Origin of the sequence: Lentzea sp. NPDC051838 (assembly GCF_040681245.1) — a bacterium.
In the GTDB taxonomy this organism is placed as follows: Bacteria; Actinomycetota; Actinomycetes; order Mycobacteriales; family Pseudonocardiaceae; genus Lentzea.
This window is the reverse complement of record NZ_JBFAYI010000023.1, coordinates 129,074-145,257: the sequence shown is the minus strand read 5'-3', so window position 1 is coordinate 145,257 and position 16,184 is coordinate 129,074. Positions and strand designations below refer to the sequence as shown.

Below are 16,184 nucleotides of genomic sequence, written 5' to 3'. Positions count from 1 at the left end.
ACTGCACTGGTTACGGTGTGGGAGAGTAGGTCGCCGCCGAACTTAATGTAGCCCTGCGGGTTGAGCGCCAAAAGCGCTCCCCGCAGGGCTTTTTCTGTGCCGTTCCCATGCTGTTTCCTGGACGGTTTTCCTGGGTCCTGTCACCTTGAGCCGCCGTCAGGGTGATGTACCCCCGGCGAGCGGGTGACGCGAGTCAAGCTCGGCTTCCCGGTCCTTACCGTGATCGTCATGAACGATCAGTGGGCAGGGGAGGCACCATTGCGGTGGCGAGCGCGCAGGAGGCGGGGCAGGCACGCTCGCGAGCCCGCGCCGTCCTCGCAGTCACTCCTGCCCGCGGTGCTCGGCGTCGTGCTGTTGGTGTGCCTGATCCTCCTCCTGCTGACGTACCTCTAGCGGGACTGCAGCGCGTCGAGTGCGACGGCTTGGGCGATCACAAGCCGTCGGTCGACGCCGGGATCCTGGATCGGGACCAGGTAGTGGTCGCGGACCCAGGTCTTCTTGTCGACGCTGAACACCGGAGCGCCGTTCTCCGTGGTGAAGTCGAAGTGATACCGCATGGGGAACGGCGCTTCGCCGACGATCGGGATCCACTGCCACAGCCGGCGAATGCCCGCGAACCACTTGTTGCGTTCGGCGCCCGTCGTCCTGCCCCAGCCCGGCTGCTCGAGGTGCCACGTCGACCGCAGCAGCGAGCGCGCGAAGTCTTTGCGGAACAACCCGATCGACTGTCCGTGCGCGTCCGTCACGTCGTAGCCGCTGCCGAGGTCGAGCGCCTTGCGGGCGTTGAACTCGAACAGCACCTGGCTCTTCGACGAGTCGGTGTAGATCGTGATCCGTTCCTTGATCTTGAACTTCTTCTGCTCCGCGTAGCCGACCAGCTCGCCAGGCTCACCGGCGTTGTCGACGAAGACCTCGTAACGGTTGGACATGAACGTGACCTTTTGGTGCACGTGCAATGCCTGCACGCTCTGGAGACTCACAGCTCACCCTTCTCGACAGGTACCGGAGTCAGGCTCCCGGTCGGGAATCGGCGCTCATTGCGTTCGATCTTGGCGAACGCGGCCTCGACGAGGTCGACACCGAGCTTGTCCGCCAGCCTGGTGAGGTAGTGCATCACGTCCGCGAGCTCGTCCCGCACGTTCCAAGCGAGTTCTGGGTCTTTCATTGCATTCTTCGCCTCATCGGGCGTGAGCCACTGGAAGAGGTCGGTGAGCTCGCCGACCTCCGCGGACAACGCCATCACCAGGTTCTTGGGCGTGTGGTAGCTGTCCCAGTCGCGGGCGGCGGCAAAGGCCCGCAAGGCATCCCTCAGGTCCACGAGATCACGCTCACTCATGACCCACTACTTACCACCTGGACGAACGAGCAAGGATGCCGGTGATTGAGGCATGGATCGTCCGAGTCAACGTTGATTAGCTCTAGCCATGACAACGAACGAGATCAACGCCGACACCGTCCTCGTGCTCGCCGCCTCCGGCAAGACCGGCCGCCGCGTCACCGCACTCCTCGGCGACGCCGCCCGCCCCGCCTCCCGCTCGTCGGCCACTAAGTTCGACTGGTCCGACGCCGACACCTGGGAGCCGGCTCTCACCGGCACCACCGCGGTCTACGTCGTCCCGCCGGACAACCCGGCGCTCCTGGCCGAGTTCGTCCCGCTGGCCGTGAAGACCGGTGTCACCCGTCTCGTCCTGCTCTCGATGCGCGGCGCTCCCGACGACGACCCGTTCGAAGCAGCGGTCAAGGAGTCCGGCCTCGAGTGGACGATCCTGCGTCCGACGTGGTTCATGCAGAACTTCGACGAGGACCTGTTCGCCCCCGGTGTCGAGTACGGCGAGCTCGCCGTTCCCGCCGGCCAGGGCATCCACCCGTTCATCGACGTGGTGGACATTGCCGAAGTCGCCGTCGCGGCGTTGACGCAGCCCGGTCACTCCGGCCAGACCTACGAGCTGAGCGGTCCGGAGTCGCTGTCCTTCGCCGAGATGCTGGCGCGGATCGTCGAGGTGACGGGCAATCCCATTCTGTATGCAGACGTCGAGCCGGACGCGTTCGCCGCCTCGATGCGCGACCTCGGCTACCCGGCCGAGATCGCCGACCTCGTCACGATGCTGCTCGTCCGCATCCGCATGGGAGAAGAGGCGCACCTGTCCGATGGCGTGCAGCGCGTCCTCGGCCGTGAGCCGCGCACGTTCGCCGACTACTTGGGCAGCAGCAGCTTCGCCTGAAGGCCGCGCGTGCCCTCGTTGGTGATGACGGCTTCGCAGAGCGCCCGCCCCGTGCGGGCGCGCCACTCCTGGGCCAGGTCGCAGTAGCGCAGGCCCATCGCGTAGGTGAGCTGGCCGATGCGTTCGCCCTCGAGAAGCACTTCGAGGGTGTGTTCGCCGACGTGCGTGCCCTTCGCGATGCGGCAGTCGCGAAGTTCCGCGATGACGTGGACGGGCGTCCGGCCGTTGACCACTCGGTGCAGGATGAGCTGGTTGGACTCCTCGCCCGTGACCGCGACCTGGTGCTCCGCGGGCATGGTCGGGGCCGTGCCGAGGATCTCGTGGTCGAGCAGAAGCAGTCGCGGGTCGCCGAGGTGCAGGTGCACGCCGTAGTAGCGGTTGCCGCCACCCATGATCCGCGCCGGGCAGGAGCCGACCTCGCCACGCCCGGCCAGTTCGAGCAGCAGTGGCCGGTAGTCGGAGGCCTGGTCGCCGCGCAGGTAGCCGGCGGTGATCGCGGACCCGTCGCCGCGCAGCAGGTCGACCCGCACAGCCAGGTGGTCGTGGCGGTTGGCGGGCTCCGGCACGAGCACCGCGGTCGCCGGGATCGCGTCTTCGAGGGTCTGCGCCGTCGCGTGCTTGGCGACCTCGGCGATGGCGTCCTGGTAGTGCGACTCGCCGACGATCGCCACCCGGCCCGCCGTGGACAGCCGGCGGATCCGGGAGCGGGTGCGGGCGGGGACGATCTGCTCGGACGGCTGTCTGTGCTTGGTGCCGATGAACATCAACGCGAAGAGTGCGAGCCCGATGACGAAGCCCAGCGGGCCGAAAGCAACGGTCAGAACCAGCGCGAGCACGGCTACGGAGATCAGAACAGCTGCGGGCGAGGGCTCTGTGCGTTGCTGCATCGTCATGGGGCGTCCTCCCGACTCTGCGACCCGTCACTCTCAGTGTCGGGTATGCCGGGCGATGCGTTTCACAAATCGCTCGTTTGGCCTAGTACCACTGGCGAGGCACTCCAGCCAGTGACCGGAATGTGTCGAGGGTCGGGATCGTCAGCCGTCGGTGGCCGCGGATTTTCCTCAGCTAGCTTCTGCGTGGCCCCGAGCGACGCCCACGCTCGCGCCATGCCGTAGGAGATACCACCGAAGAAGAGGACGCCGAAGAGGAAACCCCAGCTGCCGGTGAACATGCGGTACACCGCGTACCCGGCCATCGCCGCGGTCATGGCGCTCAGCACCAGCATCCCGTGGTGCATGCCGTGCTTGACCTTCTGCGTGTTGGGACTCATCGACTGCTTGTCCTGCAGTTCCCACAGTTTCTTCGCGTTCGTCCACCGGCTGTTCTCCAGCGGTGGACGCGGATCCTGCTTGGCGCGAACGTCCGTGCGCTCGATGACGAGCCGCATGGTCGCCTCGACGTCGTCGACCGGCAGCAGCCACTCCTGGCCGCCGCCGATGACGCGCAGCACCGGCCCCGGCGAGAGGGCGAGCTCGCTGGTGTTGCCGAACCGCCATTGCGCCGGCGCGTGCACCACACCCGCCTCGACGTGGCTGATCCGGTCGAACGGGATCGCGACACGCCCGACCGGCGACTCCGGGTGCCTCGGCGGTGGCAGTTTGTCGAGCAGCAGCCTGCGTGACTGCACCCGCAGCCTTCCCTCTCCGCGCAGTCCGATGGCGACTTCGACAGGGGACCGCCTCACGGCCCCGGTGAGCGGCCACGACACGATCTTCGCCGCGAGCCACGCGAGGCCCCACGCGATGGCCGGGGCCGCCACGCCCGCCGCGATCTTCTGCCAGCCGTCGATCAGTCCGGTGAGGATTCCCATGAACGCGATCGGCGCCGACGGCACCAGCGCGATCCGCGGCCACGCCGTGGTCATCCACCACAGCGCGGCGAAGAGGAGCAGCGCCAGCACGACCGGCCAGAACCCGTCGTTGCCCGTGAGGCGCTTCGTGAACTCGGCCGCGAAGTCGAAGTCTTCTCCGCCCACCACCAGATACCGGTTGAACGTGAGGTACCCGAACGGCACGCCGACGTAGCTGAGCAGGATCAACGGCAGCGCCACGAGGTAGCGCACGAACATCATCTCTGGTCCCCCCCAGGTTGATCAGTGGACCAGGGTAAGGCGCGCGCGTCCCTTCGGTCCGGGTTCTCCGCCACCTGGCAACGCCGTGAGCACCAGCCCGAACACCAGGCCGTTGAGCTCTTCCAGGCCCAAGTGCAGCTCCTTGGCGACGTGCAGCGGCGTGGTGCCGTTCTCGCGCAGCACCTTGAACACCTTGGTGAGCAGCTTCGACGTCTCGCGGCGCACCATTCCGATGGCGCACCAGTCGAGGGGCATCAGGAACTCGGCGGCGAAGCTCTCCGGTTCGGCGTGGCCGAGCAGGACGGCGAGCTGCGTCGTCGCGTCGAACCGAGCCTGCTCCGGAGTCGCCGCCGGGCTGAGGAACACGTACGGCGTCCCGTTGTGCCAGCAGGAGAACGCCTCCTGCCCGGCGCAGTCGACCGGCAGCGAGAACACCCGCACACCGCGCGACTCCAGCAGCTGCACCATGTTCGGCGTCGGCACCGTGTCGAGCCGCCACGCCGTGCGCGTGTCGTCCGGCGACGTCTTCGGCGGCGGCAGATCTGGCTGCGGCAACACGAACAACCGCTCCAGCCACGCGTTGAACTCGATCGCCAGCTGCGCGGCCGCCGCGGCCTGCGCGTTTTCCGGTGCGTTCTGCGGCCTCGGTGGTTCCGGCAACGTCAGGAACGTCTGGGGAAACCCGAGCGCCGCCGCCAGCGACTCCGTTGTGGACGGCCGCGGACACCGCACCCCGCGCTCGTACTCGCTGATCGCGCGCGCCGACACCCCGGACTTGCGCGCGAGCTCGGCCGCGGTGAGTCCGCGCCGGGTGCGGGCGAGCGTGAGTCGCGAGGAGGTGAACATGATCCGGCCATTGTCACCTCTGCCCCGCCGCGCTGCCACGCGGGCCCTGCTCGTGCGGATGAGGGGCCTGCTGAGTCCCAGCTGGAGGGTAACGCCGCGGACTTCACCTCCTGGTCCGGCGGACGGTTGGAGGACGAACGGGAAGCTGTGCGTGTGCTCGCCCCGAGGTGACGCGGGACTCGACATCGCCTGCTCAACGCCTCAGCGCGATCGGGAAGTCCACCTCCTCCGGTCCGTCCACATTGGACGTCCTGGTCTGCGCGAACTCCATCGGCGGCAACGGAATCCGATGCGCCCACCGCTCGATGACCTGGTTCTGCGGCGTCGGCTCCGGCTGCGACACCTCCCGCAACACCACCAGCCGATCCTCCAGTTGCAGCGGATACGTGACCAGGAACCACAACTTCAGGCCCTCGCTGCGCACGTTCTCGAACAGCGCGAACTGGTCGTGGTCGTTGTCCCGCATCATCGCCGCGATGGCGGGCCCCTTCGCGTAGTCGCTGCGCAACGGCGCGTCCGGCGACCCCGTCCCGCGGTTGCCCTGCAACGTCCCGAGCAGAATCGGCCGCGACGGATGCCTGATCAGCCCGGCGTTCCAGTGGTCGAGCCGCTGCCAGCCCTCCGCGTCGAGAAGCTGCCTGAGCGTGCCCACCCGGTGAATCCAGTCGAGCAGCCCCGGCGCGTTGGTGGGCCCGAACGGCGGCGAGGCACCCCGCGCGTCGATCCCGGCGGCGATCGCGCGGTCGAGGACGGCGAGGCGCAGGCCCAGCTCGGCGAGCCTCTCGTCGGTGGTCGGGGTCAGCTTGCGGAAGGCGGCGTTGGTCATGGGGCCGACGGTAGCGACGGGGTCTGACAATTCCGGGAAACCGCTGTTCGGGCGTCGTCTCGAAGGTCGGCACCGCGCCTGAGCACGACGACCCGGAGGACGTTGCCGACCGGGCCGTCACGTCTCGACGGGTCAGGCAGCCACGGGCGTGAGCTGGTGCAGCACGTCCCGCTCACCCAGCCGCTCCCGAGCCCACTCCACCACCGCGGTCTCCTGCGCGAACAACACGATCTGCCTGTCCTCCGACAACCGCAGCAGCAGGTCCAGCACCGCACGGGTACGGGCATCGTCAGCCTGAACGGTCACGTCGTCCAACAACAACGGACACGCCTCCGTGGCGAGGTGTTGAGCCAATGCGACGCGCAGCAGCAGGTAGACCTGTTCCGCCGTGCCCAGGGACAGACGTGAAGCCTGATGCCAAGCCTCGGACGCGGCACACACACGGACGGTCAACGACTGGGGATCGACAGCGGCGTCGACGTAGCGCCCGTCCGTCACCCCGGGAAGCCACTCCCGCAACGTTTTCTCCAGCGCCGGCGCGATCGTGCTGTGCACCTTCTCCCGAGCCGCCGTCAGGTACCGCGTGGCCAGGGAGATCGCCTCGACCTCCGCCGTCACCTCGGCCACCACCGACGCGGCGGCCTGCACTTCCTCTTCCGCGTCCGGGACGCTGGGCAGCACGCGCGCGACTTCGGCGACGGCGGCCGCGAGAGAGTCGCAGGACGTGGCCAGCGACGGGTCGACGGGATCGCATGCGGCGTAACGAGCCGCGTCTTCCAGCAGTGAGGCGTGGTGGGTCTGGGAGGCGGAGATGGTGGCCTCCAAGTCGTCCAATGTTCCGTCAGCCAGAAGGGACTGCAGCTCCGCCCACGCGTTGCGCTCCTCCTCGGCCTCGCGCAGCAGCCGGTCCCAGCCGCGCTGCCACTCGGCCAGGCAGCGCAAGAGGTCCTCGGGGCGCTCGCCGGTGCCGCCGACCGCCAGCACGGCACCGCGCAGCAGCAGCAAAGCGCGGTCGTGGGCTGTCGTGGCCTCGGCGACTGTCGCTTCGGCCAGGCGGCGGTCCTCCAGCGCCCGAGCGAGAAGCGGGCGTTGGGCCGCCATCAACGCCTGGCGGGCGCGGACCTTGCAGTCGGTCTCGTAGTCGATCAGCAGGTCGGGCACGGTCATCGAGTTGTCGACCTTGCCCCGTGCTGCCAGTTCGATGCGCACTGCCTTCTCGATGCGGGCCATCTCGCACACCAGGTCCGTGTGCTCGGCTTCCCAGGCCGCGCGGTTTGCCAGGCGCCACAACGTTTCGCGGTCCGGTGGCACGCCCAGAGAGGCGCACCCGGCCACTGCTTCGTCGTGGACGCGCACCGCTTCCAACGCCACCGCGCGCTGGCCCTCCGCCTCGGCCAGTTTGCGGTCGGCCACGAACAGCAGGCCGCGCGCTTGGTGTGCGGCGGCGGCACGTTCCGCGGCGAAGGCGACGGCGGCCTCGCGCTGGGGTGCGTTGCCGCGGGCGAGAGCACCGCCGATGCCCGCGGTCAGGGCGGCCACGAGCACGCCGACGGCCGCGATCTGCTGGTCCACCAGGAAGAGCAGCACGCCGACAAATGAGGTCAGGCAGCTCAGAGCCAGCAAAGCGTTGCGCAGGAACGGGTTCGGCATCGCGATCTCCCGCACCCGCGCGGCGGCCACGTCGGCTTCCACCTGCATGCGCGCGGCGTTGGCGGCGGCCTCGTCCTGGAACTGGCGCGCGGTGTCGACCTCGAGGGACGCCGTCGTCAGGCGCGAGCCGCTGATCGGGTCCAGCCGGGTGGCGAGGCCGCGCAGCACCGACGGTTCGGCGGACGTCGCGGGCATCGGACGTCGTTCGCGGTGGGCTGCGACGACGGCGGCAGAGGTGTCGAAAGCGGCGGCCACGACGCGGAGCTCGTCGTCCAAAGCGGTTTCGCCGACGGGAAACTCAGGCAGGGCCTCGAGTTCGCCCTCGAGCGTCGCGGCTGTGGGACCGGTCAGCACCCGCGGAGTCGGAGCCGCGCGCCACGCGGCCAGCGCGCGGTTGACCTTGTCCGTCAAGGCTTCCTGCGCTGCCAGACCGGACGGCGGCGAGTCGCCGAAACGTTCCTGCAGCTCGGCCAGACGTGAAGCGCGGGTGTTCAGCGCCTCCAACGAAGCCGCGTGCGACTGGACGGCCAGCCGGGCGCGGGCTGCGGCGGCGGAACGGGCCTTTGCGCTCAACTGCAGGTAGCGCGCGTGTTCGCGGCGCGCGACAGCCAGGTCCGTTTCGGCTTCCCGCAAGCGGTTCCGGGCATCGCGCAACGTGTCGACCGGCGCGGTCAAGCGCTGCAACGCTTGTTCCACGGTCCCGTCCGTGCCCGCGGTGGCGGCAGCGCGGCGCAGGTGATCCTGCAGGCCGTCGGCCTCGTCCAGCACCGACAGCAGCTGCGCCTGGTCGACGCAGGCCGTGGCGGCGAACGACGAGCGGTCGAGGCCGACGTGCCGTGCCACGTCCGGGCACGCGTCGTCGTTGAGGTCGCGGTCGACTGCCACGACCTCGCCCGACTCCAGCGACACCGTGGCGGCCACCCGCCACGAATCGCCGTGCCACGGGCGGTGCCGCGACGACGGTTCGCCGCACAGCGCCGCGCGAATCGCCGCGTGCCAGGAGGACTTCGCGGACTCGTTCATGCCCGACACGACGGTCAGACCCGGCGCCAGCGGCAAGGTCCTGCCGTGCAGAGGCCCGAAGGCGTGCGCGGTCACCGACTCGATCTTCATCGTTCCTCCAGCGCCCGCAGGCCGGTGGCGAGCACACGGCCGCGCAGACCGGTGTCGAGAGAGGGATCCGCCAGCACGTCCCGCACGAACTGGCCGCGCACGGTTCGTTCCGCGGCCACGGAATCGAAGTCCAGCAAGGGAAAAGCCTCCGACGACTCAGCCACCAGCCCCAGCGAACGCGACGCGGACACGTCGAACACCTCGCGCGACACCGTTCCGTCGTCGTGCACGGTGCACAGAACGGCGCCGCGCTCACCGGTTTCGTCCGCGGTCAACGGATCCGGGTTGCCGGGGAACGTGTAGCGCACGGCGTGCTCGGGTGTGTGCTCGTGGCCGAGGAAAGCGTGGTCCAGGCCGGTGATCGCGACGTCGTCCGGCGCGGATCCGTGGCACAGCGACAGGTTCACGCCCGACCGGTTCACCGCGAACCCGTCCAGGAAGTCCCGCGCCGGACCGGGTCCGACGTGCGCGGCGCCCCACAAGGTGATGCCGTCGGCGAGCTCCACGGGTGTCATGTTCTCCGACGAGAACACGTGCACGTTCGGTGTCCAGTCCACCTGCTGGTAGACCGACTGCGGCCCGTACCAGTCGTCGTTGCCCGGAGCCAGGAACACCGGCACCGAGCAGTCGAACGACGACTGCAGGAACGCGGCCGTGGAAGGGGAGCAGCGATCGTGCTCGTAGAGGTCGCCGGCGCACAGCACCGCGTCGACGTTGGAGTCCTGGGCGAGGCCGACGATGCGGCCCAGCGTGTCGCGCAACGCCTGGCGCCGCGCGGGACCGGCGCTCGGGAAGCGCGTGTCCAGGTGCAGGTCCGCGAACAGCAGCAGTTTCACCGGTGCCTTCAGGTGAGGTCGATGGTGCCGGAAAGGGTCAGGGTCGGCCGCAGAGCCTCGACGACAGCAGCCGTGTCGGCGTGCCAGCCGCGCAGCTCCGCGACCGTCGGGGTCAGCTCGTAGCCGTGGTGCCGGATCGCGCGGCTCAGCGCGTGCCACAGCTGGGAGGCGTCGTGCGCGGCATCAGCGTCCACATGGGACGGAAGGTTGAGCAGCAGCGCGTGCACGGGCTGGTCGGTGTTCTCGGCCTTGCAGGCACGAGCCACCGAACGTTCCACCGCCGTGCGCAACAGCTCCGCGCAGCACCGGATCCGCACGCCGTCGAGCTGCTCCGGGCGTGCCAGCAGGTTCGCGACGCAGGTCAACCGGTCCTGCACGTCAGCAGGGACATTGGGGGTCCGGGTCATCGCTGCAACCACCCCGCGAGCAGCTCGGTGTCGCGGATCAGCACGTCGAGGTCGCCGCCGTCACCGCCGACGCGGCACGCCTGCAGCAGGTCGACGGCCCACGAGCCGACAACGTCCTCCAGGTGCCGCAACAGCTTTCCCTGTTCGGCGAGGTCGTCGAGCACGGCCAGTGCGAGCTTCTGCCTGGTCGTCAACGCGCACTCCAGCACGCGTTCGACCTCGGCGTGCGGCATGCCGCGGCCGAGCCTTGCGCGCCGGAACCGGGCGTGCGACGCGGCTTCCAGCGCCGCCCGGCAGCACGACGCCACCAGCTCGGCCCGCAGCGCCTCCGGCAGGTCGTCGTCACCGCGCATCGCCCGCGCGTCGTTCAGGCAGCGGCCGACGGGGTCGTCGGACATCCGCACCTGCACGACGGACTCCTCGCCGCGGCAGACCTCCCACACCGTCGCGGGGAGCCTCAGCCGCCGCAGTGCCTCCACCAGGCGTTCGTCGTGCGTGAAGACCACGACCTGACGCGTCAGCCCGACGTCGGCGAGCACCTGGGCGAGTCCGTCCACCTTGGACGGATCCATCGCCTGCACCGGGTCGTCGATCACCACGAACCGGAACGGGCTCTCGTCCACCATCGCGCGCGGCAGGAACAACGCGAGTCCCAGCGAGTGCAGCTCGCCCTGGCTCATCACCGCCAGCGCGGAGTTCGAGACGCCGTCGACGGACACGTCCAGCTCGACGTTGCGGGTGCCGCCGAGCCGCACCGCGCCCAGGTCGACGTTGCTCTGCTGCCGCAGCCGCTGCCAGATCCGCTGCGACTCCTTCGCGAACGGCGCGATGCGCTCCGAACGCAGCGTCGCCGCCGTCTTGCGGATCCAGTTCTCGGCCTCGGTCACGTCCGCGAGCACGTCCGCGTCCGCAAGCGCTTGCTGCGCCTGCGAGTGCCACTCGAACAACGCGATCGCCATCGGCCGCCACACCAGGTCACGCCGGTCGATCTGCTCGCGAGCGACGGATTTCAGCTGGTCCACAGCCTGCACGAGGTCTGCATACCGGTCGAACAACTCCTGTCGCAGCCGCACGGGGTCGTCGATCGAGACGCAGTCCTCCCACGCCTGCCAGGCCTGCAGCACGGTGGTCGTGTCGAGCATGTCCTGGGCTTCCCGCAGCACGTCCGGGGTCGGCACGCACAACGCCCGCGCGGCCGCGACCGCCACGTCGAGGCGATCCGCGGCGTCGTGCAGCTCCGCGGCGGCCTTGGCGAGGTGCTCTGCGCGTTCCTTGGCCTTGTGCAGCCACAGCCCGTCGAGCCGCCCGAGATCGCACACCGGGCACGACTGGTTGCCGCCGGACTCCTGCAACTGGATCGCGAGCCGCAGGATCTCGCTGCACCTGAGCGAGTCCTGCGCGTTATCGGTTGCAACGACAGTTACAGCCCCTAACGCGAGATCGAGGGTCTCACGACACCTGTCGATCTCGTCGTCGGGCGGCAGCTGCAGATCGACGATCTGGTGCAGCAGGTCGGTCCCGCTGCCGACATCGGCACCGAGTGCCAGGTCGGCGATCGCGTCGAGGTCGGGGGAGTCGCTGCCGAGGAGCTCGGCGGCACGGCGGGCGCGTTCGTCGGGGGACGCCGCCAGCTCCGCACGCACGCGTTCACGCCGGTCGTAGGGCCGCGCGACGATCTCGGCGAGGCGTTTGCGCTGCTCGGCGAGAGACTGTTGAGCTTCCGTTATAGCTTCTAACCCCAGTAAACGGTGTAGCGCTTCGTAGAGGTCCTCAGGCTGTGCGTCGAGGACTGTCCCCAGTTCGCTGTAGGGCAGGAACGGCCGGTAGGTCTCCAGCGCGTCGTGCCACCTGCTGTCGTCGAACGGCGCGTTGTCCTGCGTCCAGTCGCCCTGCGCCAGGTCCTCGTCCTGCGCCCAGCGTCTTCGGATCGTGGTCCGGTTCGCCTGCCCTGCCTGCACGAGCTCCAGCTCGACGGCGGTGTCGTTCTGGTGCAGGTTGCGCCACCCCTGCCGCCACACGTCGTGCCGTGCGCGGGTCCAGCGGGCGTTGTAGCCGGTGAGCGCGAGCTCCGCGGCCTCGGCGAAGCTCGACTTGCCACTTCCGTTGCGTCCGGTGACGACGGTCAGCCCGGGCCCCGGCGCCAGCGGCAGGCGTGCCTGAGGCCCGATGCCCCGGAAGCCGCGCACCCGGATCTCCGACACGAAGATCCCCTGGCCAGGCCCGTCCGTCCGCTCTCTCGGCGTCTCCGCTTTCGAGGGCGCACCGGCGAGCGCGCGGTCCAGTGCCGCTTCGCCTCGGCACGCCGCCAGCACCAGTTCCGCCGCACGTGGGGTGAGATCGTCATGGGCCAGTCGCCCGGCCATCAGTTCGAGTAACCCGGCTTCACCCGCCACGGTCACATTTCCTCCAGCTGCCACCACTCGATAGGGCGGCAACCTAGGCACCAAATGAGACCTACTGGTGAGTACTCACACGATCGAGTGGTGTTACATAGGGTGACTAAAGTAGTCGACCCTCGTTATGGCCCCCACACTTCCAGCCCGCGGATGACGAAGTACGCGTCCGGCACGTAGGTGCCGTGCTTGGGGTAGGTGGTGAACTCGGCCTCGGTCGAGCAGTTCTCCCGCTGGTACACGCTCGCGTCCCTGCTCAGACGGTTGACGAAGGATCGGCCCACGACGGTCAGCGTGATGCACTCGGCGGGGTTCGCGGACTCCAGGTCGAGCCGCTGCACGGCCCCTGTGTACTCCGGTCCGGCCCACACGCAGAACTCGCCTTTGTCGCAGTTCTTGTCACTCTGTGCGACAGCGATCCCACTGGAGGCAACCGCGCCCGCAGTGATCACCAAGGCGGCGATGAGGCTCTTCGTCGACATGGGCGCACCTCCGTCAGGAGACGAGTGTGCGTCCGTTTGGATCAATCGGCCAGACGATCTTGAAGCGCCTTGGCATCGCGTGGGGCGTAGGCCTTGGCGTCGTTGTCGAAGTAGACGAAGACGTCGCCGTGTTTCCGCCACTTCCGGACCTTGGTCGCCCATATGTCGAGGCCTTCGTCGGTGTAGCCGCTGGCATACAGCTCGTCGTGGCCGTGCAGCCGGACGTAGACGAAGTCGCTGGTGACCTCCTCGATCAGCGGGTACTTGCCGGCGGCGTCCGCGATCACGAGCGCGATGTCGTGGCGTTTGAGGAGGTCGACGAACTCGGGCGTGTGGTAGCTGGCGTGGCGGACTTCGAGGGCGTACCGCATCGGGCGTTCGGCGTCCGTGGTGGTGTGGGCCGGGTCGACGCGGTGGTCGTGGCGTTCGGCGACTTTCGCCGCCTCGGTGGTGGTGCGGGGGAGGCCCTCGAAGAACGCGGTGAGCAGGTCGGCGTCGAACTGCAGCGTCGGCGGGAGCTGCCAGAGGATCGGGCCGAGTTTCGGGCCCAGGGCGAGGACTCCGGACGCGAGGTAGTTGGCGAGGAGCTCGTTGCCGTCCTTGAGGCGCTTCATGTGCGTGATGAAGCGGCTGCCCTTGACGGCGAACTTGAAGTCGTCCGGGGTTTCCGCGGCCCACTTCTGGTAGCTGGACGGGCGTTGCAGCGAGTAGAAGGATCCGTTGATCTCCACCGAGTTGAGCTGTTCGCTGAGGTAGGCCAGCTCGCGCTTCTGCGTGACGCCCTTGGGGTAGAACACGCCGCGCCAGGGTGGGTAGACCCATCCCGAAGTGCCGATCCTGACCTCGCCCATGTGGTTATCGTGGCACGGTGGACGCTTACCTACAGCGCATCGGCGCCTCTCGCTCGTCATCGTTGGCGGAGCTGCACGAACGGCATCTGCTGAGCGTCCCGTTCGAGAACCTATACACCCACATGGACATCCGGGTCGAGCTGGAGATCCCGTGGCTGTACGACAAGATCGTGGTGCAGCGGCGCGGCGGGTTCTGCTACGAGCTCAACGGGTTGTTCGCGGAGTTGTTGCGGGACTTGGGGCATTCCGTCGAGCTGATGGCCGCGAAGGTGTTCAACGGCGAGACGTTCGGGCCGCCGTTCGACCATCTGACGTTGCTGGTGGACGGTGAGTGGCTCTGCGACGTCGGGTTCGGGTCGTTCTCGACGCACCCGCTGCGGTGGGAGTCGCGTGAGGACCAGCGGGATCCGGCCGGAGTGTTCCGGCTGGTCGACCACGACGGTGATGTGGACGTCTACAACGGTGACGAGCTACGTTACCGGATCGAACGGCGGCCGCGTTCGCTGGCGGAGTTCGTGCCGACGTGCTGGTGGCAGCAGACCTCGCCGGAGTCGAACTTCCGGATCGCGCCGCGGGCGACCATCCTGACGCCGTCCGGGCGGCTCACCGTGACGAACGAGAAGGTCGTCGTCACGGAGAACGGCCACAAGACCTCGACTCCGGTCGAGGATCCTGCGGCCGCTTTCCTTCAGTACTTCGGACTTCACTTCCGGCAGAGCAGTGCGTCCGGAGTCCTGCGCCAGTTGTAGGCGACGCCGGCGATGTGCTCGTCCTGCGCGCACTGGCCCTTGTAGTGCCCGTTGGCCCAGTCGCCGCCCTGGTCCGGCCGGTTGTCGCCGCGGTCGAACCACAGCACGCGCGTGGACGTTCCGGTGGCGATCGGTGCGCACACCAGCGTGAAGTTCGCGTACCCGACAGCCGCGTTTCCTTGTGGACACTGGAGTTTCGTGTAGCCGACGGCCCAGTCGTTGGTCACGTGCTGCTCGTTGGTGACCCGGGTCGTGTTGCTCCACTGTGGACCGCTGACGCACAGACCGCGGCCGCCCGTGTGGCTGATGCCGACGAGCTTCTCGTTCTGCGGGCACGATTCCTTGAGGAGCATGTTCCACCGCGTCTCGCGCGCGATCTGCCCGGACCGTTGGGGCGCGTTGACGAGCCGGTTCCACGCCCCCGCGCGCCAGTCGTCGCCGTCGTTGACACTGATGCGGTTTCCGCCTGCGTCCCAGCGAAGCAGCGCCCAGCTGTTGCCGGTCTTGTTGGTGTGGAAGCCGACCAGTGGCCAGTAGGCGAAGTCGGTGTCCTTGGCGATCAGCTGGTCGACGAAGCGCTCGAACCAGGCGCGCGCCTTCTGGTTGGACTCGTCGATGCCGCCGACGCCGAACTCGCTGATCCACAACGGCGCGGTGAAGTGCTTCTGCGCCTCGGTGATGTAGAACGCCTGGCGCTGCAGGACATCCGTCAGCTCCTGTGGCGACAGGTCCTGGTAGCGCGGGTCGCTCGTCTCGCCGACCCCGGTGGCACCGCTGTGGTTCGGGCCGGTGTAGCCGTAGAAGTGGGCGCTGTAGACGAGCTTCTCGGGGTTGGCGAGCGTGTGGCTGAGGAAGCGGACGGGCTCTAGCGTGGGCCTGCCGTGCGCGAAGCCGTCGACCGGGATGCCCGTCCAGTTGATGCCCTCGACGATGACCAGCAGATCGGGTGCGGTCTGCTGGATGCGATCCGCGGCCTGCTGGGACGCCTTGTGCCAGTCGTGGTCGTTGCCCCAGCCCCAGTTCGGGTCGTCCCAGACGTTGCGGCGCACCTCGTTGTAGAGATCGGCGCCGACGACCCGTTTGTTGGCCTTGTAGCGGTCGGCCATGAACGCCCAGTCGTTGACCCACTGGTCCGTGCTCTGGCTGGTGTTCCACCGTTCGTTGCCGTCAACGCCGCAACACCAGCGCGACGTCGTCGTGTGGTTGTTGAGGATGACGGCGAGGTCGTTGCTCGTCAGCGCGTTGACGAGCGCGTCGTAGATCTCGAGTGGCCGCTTGCCGTTGAGCTGCGCGTCCTTCAGGCCGTTGACGGGGTTGGTGTCCTTGATCATCTGGTTGGAGAACGGCAACCGGACGCTGTTGACGCCGATCTCCTTGAAGCTGGTGATGATCGTGGCCATCGTCGCGCGGTCGAGGCCGAGCGGAACCTGGTCGGCCTTCTCGCCGGCGTGGTGGTTGGCGGGGTCGTTGATGTCGCCGGAACCGTTCCAGGTGCCGCTCGCACCGTGCCAGTTGCCGGACTTCAGCTTGAAGCGGTCGCCGTGTGCGTCGACGATCCACCGTCCGCGCGTGCTCAGCGGGCCGGTCCAGGACGCCGGTTCCGCCTGCGCGGGAGCAACGAGACTCGCGGCCAGGAGCAGGGTGGCCGAGACGCGAGTGAATTTCACGTATGTGAAGCTAGCGCTCGGTCAGCGTGTTGCGCCAGGCCCGGATCGTGTAGCGCATCTGTCGCACTTTT

General features: G+C 68.5%; 16 protein-coding genes. 3 read left to right on the top strand and 13 right to left on the bottom strand.

Annotation, left to right across the window (positions count from 1 at the left end):
- Positions 1–228 precede the first annotated feature (228 nt).
- Entirely contained in the window at positions 229–393 is a 165-nt protein-coding gene (locus AB0M24_RS35205; protein ID WP_177221221.1) for a hypothetical protein, read from the top strand.
- Here the strand turns inward: AB0M24_RS35205 and AB0M24_RS35200 are convergent.
- Both AB0M24_RS35200 and AB0M24_RS35195 read right to left on the bottom strand, forming a co-directional pair.
- Complete coding sequence (locus AB0M24_RS35200; protein WP_363777794.1) at positions 390–929, bottom strand: hypothetical protein; 540 nt, start codon at positions 927–929, stop codon at positions 390–392. The two genes, AB0M24_RS35205 and AB0M24_RS35200, sit on opposite strands and share 4 nt — an antisense overlap.
- Positions 930–976: 47 nt before the next feature.
- Complete coding sequence (locus AB0M24_RS35195) at positions 977–1,336, bottom strand: nucleotide pyrophosphohydrolase (RefSeq protein WP_363777793.1); 360 nt, start codon at positions 1,334–1,336, stop codon at positions 977–979.
- A gap of 88 nt (positions 1,337–1,424) precedes the next feature.
- Here AB0M24_RS35195 and AB0M24_RS35190 point away from each other — a divergent pair, with 88 nt between their 5' ends.
- Positions 1,425–2,222 carry an NAD(P)H-binding protein gene (locus AB0M24_RS35190; protein WP_363777792.1) on the top strand — a complete coding sequence of 266 codons (798 nt, stop codon included), beginning with the start codon at positions 1,425–1,427 and terminating at the stop codon, positions 2,220–2,222.
- Here the strand turns inward: AB0M24_RS35190 and AB0M24_RS35185 are convergent.
- From AB0M24_RS35185 to AB0M24_RS35140, 10 genes are all read right to left on the bottom strand, one after another.
- A complete protein-coding gene (locus AB0M24_RS35185; protein ID WP_363777791.1) occupies positions 2,195–3,115 on the bottom strand; it encodes a hypothetical protein in 921 nt (306 codons plus the stop codon). The two genes, AB0M24_RS35190 and AB0M24_RS35185, sit on opposite strands and share 28 nt — an antisense overlap.
- Before the next feature lie 62 nt (positions 3,116–3,177).
- A complete protein-coding gene (locus tag AB0M24_RS35180; protein ID WP_363777790.1) occupies positions 3,178–4,293 on the bottom strand; it encodes a hypothetical protein in 1,116 nt (371 codons plus the stop codon).
- Positions 4,294–4,314: 21 nt separating this feature from the next.
- Positions 4,315–5,139: a helix-turn-helix domain-containing protein gene (locus AB0M24_RS35175; RefSeq protein WP_363777789.1), complete on the bottom strand. Its 825-nt coding sequence runs from the start codon at positions 5,137–5,139 to the stop codon at positions 4,315–4,317.
- 193 nt (positions 5,140–5,332) lie between these two features.
- On the bottom strand, positions 5,333–5,965 hold the full coding sequence (locus AB0M24_RS35170) for a hypothetical protein (RefSeq protein ID WP_363777788.1): 633 nt from the start codon (positions 5,963–5,965) through the stop codon (positions 5,333–5,335).
- A gap of 132 nt (positions 5,966–6,097) precedes the next feature.
- A complete protein-coding gene (locus tag AB0M24_RS35165) occupies positions 6,098–8,728 on the bottom strand; it encodes an AAA family ATPase (RefSeq protein WP_363777787.1) in 2,631 nt (876 codons plus the stop codon).
- Positions 8,725–9,564, bottom strand: a complete 840-nt coding sequence (locus AB0M24_RS35160; RefSeq protein WP_363777786.1) for a metallophosphoesterase — start codon at positions 9,562–9,564, stop codon at positions 8,725–8,727. Before AB0M24_RS35160 ends, AB0M24_RS35165 begins: the two co-directional genes overlap by 4 nt.
- Before the next feature lie 8 nt (positions 9,565–9,572).
- Positions 9,573–9,971: a hypothetical protein gene (locus AB0M24_RS35155; protein ID WP_363777785.1), complete on the bottom strand. Its 399-nt coding sequence runs from the start codon at positions 9,969–9,971 to the stop codon at positions 9,573–9,575.
- Entirely contained in the window at positions 9,968–12,370 is a 2,403-nt protein-coding gene (locus tag AB0M24_RS35150) for an AAA family ATPase (protein ID WP_363777784.1), read from the bottom strand. Before AB0M24_RS35150 ends, AB0M24_RS35155 begins: the two co-directional genes overlap by 4 nt.
- A gap of 119 nt (positions 12,371–12,489) precedes the next feature.
- A complete protein-coding gene (locus AB0M24_RS35145; RefSeq protein WP_363777783.1) occupies positions 12,490–12,846 on the bottom strand; it encodes a peptidase inhibitor family I36 protein in 357 nt (118 codons plus the stop codon).
- 41 nt (positions 12,847–12,887) lie between these two features.
- On the bottom strand, positions 12,888–13,697 hold the full coding sequence (locus tag AB0M24_RS35140) for a DUF72 domain-containing protein (RefSeq protein ID WP_363777782.1): 810 nt from the start codon (positions 13,695–13,697) through the stop codon (positions 12,888–12,890).
- Between the two features lie 17 nt (positions 13,698–13,714).
- On the opposite strand from AB0M24_RS35140, the gene AB0M24_RS35135 reads away from it, so the two are divergent.
- Positions 13,715–14,446: an arylamine N-acetyltransferase gene (locus AB0M24_RS35135; RefSeq protein WP_363777781.1), complete on the top strand. Its 732-nt coding sequence runs from the start codon at positions 13,715–13,717 to the stop codon at positions 14,444–14,446.
- On the opposite strand, the gene AB0M24_RS35130 is transcribed toward AB0M24_RS35135, so the two are convergent.
- Complete coding sequence (locus tag AB0M24_RS35130; protein ID WP_363777780.1) at positions 14,401–16,113, bottom strand: cellulase family glycosylhydrolase; 1,713 nt, start codon at positions 16,111–16,113, stop codon at positions 14,401–14,403. The two genes, AB0M24_RS35135 and AB0M24_RS35130, sit on opposite strands and share 46 nt — an antisense overlap.
- Between the last annotated feature and the right edge of the window lie 71 nt (positions 16,114–16,184).

Bases quoted from the DNA above. Each gene is read 5' to 3' on its own strand.
- AB0M24_RS35180 (WP_363777790.1), bottom strand. From the start codon at position 4,293: ATGATGTTCGTGCGCTACCTCGTGGCGCTGCCGTTGATCCTGCTCAGC.
- AB0M24_RS35205 (WP_177221221.1), top strand. From the start codon at position 229: ATGAACGATCAGTGGGCAGGGGAGGCACCATTGCGGTGGCGAGCGCGC.
- AB0M24_RS35140 (WP_363777782.1), bottom strand. From the start codon at position 13,697: ATGGGCGAGGTCAGGATCGGCACTTCGGGATGGGTCTACCCACCCTGG.
- AB0M24_RS35175 (WP_363777789.1), bottom strand. From the start codon at position 5,139: ATGTTCACCTCCTCGCGACTCACGCTCGCCCGCACCCGGCGCGGACTC.
- AB0M24_RS35170 (WP_363777788.1), bottom strand. From the start codon at position 5,965: ATGACCAACGCCGCCTTCCGCAAGCTGACCCCGACCACCGACGAGAGG.
- AB0M24_RS35195 (WP_363777793.1), bottom strand. From the start codon at position 1,336: ATGAGTGAGCGTGATCTCGTGGACCTGAGGGATGCCTTGCGGGCCTTT.
- AB0M24_RS35145 (WP_363777783.1), bottom strand. From the start codon at position 12,846: ATGTCGACGAAGAGCCTCATCGCCGCCTTGGTGATCACTGCGGGCGCG.
- AB0M24_RS35190 (WP_363777792.1), top strand. From the start codon at position 1,425: ATGACAACGAACGAGATCAACGCCGACACCGTCCTCGTGCTCGCCGCC.
- AB0M24_RS35200 (WP_363777794.1), bottom strand. From the start codon at position 929: ATGTCCAACCGTTACGAGGTCTTCGTCGACAACGCCGGTGAGCCTGGC.
- AB0M24_RS35185 (WP_363777791.1), bottom strand. From the start codon at position 3,115: ATGACGATGCAGCAACGCACAGAGCCCTCGCCCGCAGCTGTTCTGATC.
- AB0M24_RS35165 (WP_363777787.1), bottom strand. From the start codon at position 8,728: ATGAAGATCGAGTCGGTGACCGCGCACGCCTTCGGGCCTCTGCACGGC.
- AB0M24_RS35155 (WP_363777785.1), bottom strand. From the start codon at position 9,971: ATGACCCGGACCCCCAATGTCCCTGCTGACGTGCAGGACCGGTTGACC.